The organism is Actinomycetospora endophytica (genome assembly GCF_021026375.1).
GTDB lineage: Bacteria > Actinomycetota > Actinomycetes > Mycobacteriales > Pseudonocardiaceae > Actinomycetospora > Actinomycetospora endophytica.
Window position 1 is genome coordinate 1 of the sequence record NZ_JAJNDB010000017.1, and the last position, 1,349, is coordinate 1,349.

Consider the following 1,349-nt stretch of genomic DNA (forward strand, 5'->3'; position numbering starts at 1 on the left):
GGGAGTGTCCGACTGACGGTGTAACTGGCCTTCTGGCTCCGGGCGTGTCCCGGGGGAAGGACCAGTCATGACCGACACGATCGAGCCTGTGCCGGCTCGGATCGATCAGCAGCAACTCGCTCAGGACCTGGTAGCGGCGGCCCGCGCGGAAGGGGTCGAGCTCCTCGGTCCCGGCGGGCTACTGACCGGGCTGACCAAGACCGTGCTCGAGACCGCGCTGGACGCGGAGATGAGCGAGCACCTGGGCTACGACAAGCACGCCGCGGCGGGCCGCGACGGCGGCAACTCCCGCAACGGAACAAGGACCAAGACCGTGCTCACCGAGATCGGTCCGGTGGAGATCGAGGTCCCCCGCGACCGGGACGCCAGCTTCGAGCCGGTGATCGTGCGCAAGCGTCAGCGCCGCCTGGACGGGATCGACGAGATCGTGCTGTCACTGACCGCTCGCGGCCTGACCACCGGGGAGGTCGCGGCGCACTTCGACGAGGTCTACGGGGCCAAGGTCTCTAAGGACACCATCTCCAGGATCACCGACAAGGTCCTCGAGGAGCTCACCGAGTGGCAGAACCGGCCCCTCGATGCGGTCTACCCGGTCTTGTTCGTCGACGCCATCTACCTCAAGGTCCGCGACGGCCAAGTCACCAACCGGCCGTTCTATGTGGTCATCGGCGTGACCGTCGATGGTCGACGTGACGTGCTGGGGATCTGGGCCGGCGAGGGTGGTGAGGGCGCGAAGTACTGGCTGCAGGTGTTGACCGAGATCAAGAACCGCGGCGTCGGCGACGTGTGCATCGTGGTCTGCGACGGGCTGGCCGGGCTACCCGCAGCGATCAACACCGCCTGGCCCGCGGCGCTGGTGCAGGCCTGTGTCCTGCACCTGATCCGCAACACGTTCCGCTACGCCAGCCGCCGCTACTGGGAGCAGATGGCCAAGGACCTGCGGCCGGTCTACACCGCACCCACCGAGGCCGCCGCGGCTGACCGGTTCGACGAGTTCACCGGCAAGTGGGGTGCGCTCTACCCCGCCATCGTCACGCTCTGGCGCTCGGCATGGTCGGAGTTCGTGCCGTTCCTGGACTACGACGTGGAAATCCGGCGGGTCATCTGCTCGACCAACGCGATCGAGTCGCTCAACGCCCGCTACCGGAGGGCGGCGAAAGCCCGCGGGCACTTCCCGACTGAGCAGGCCGCGCTGAAGTGCCTCTACCTGGTCACCAGATCCCTCGACCCCACCGGCAAGGGCCGAACCCGTTGGACGTTGCGCTGGAAACCCGCCCTCAACGCCTTCGCCATCACGTTCCCCGGCCGTATCGTCCCGTCAAGCACCTACTGACCCATCAACGCCAATT

At 67.3% G+C, this 1,349-nt stretch carries 1 protein-coding gene; it reads left to right on the forward strand.

Annotated elements, in window-relative coordinates; translation table 11 throughout:
• Positions 1 to 67: 67 nt before the first annotated feature.
• Complete coding sequence (locus LQ327_RS33470; RefSeq protein WP_230741108.1) at positions 68 to 1,333, forward strand: IS256 family transposase; 1,266 nt, start codon at positions 68 to 70, stop codon at positions 1,331 to 1,333.
• Positions 1,334 to 1,349 lie beyond the last annotated feature (16 nt).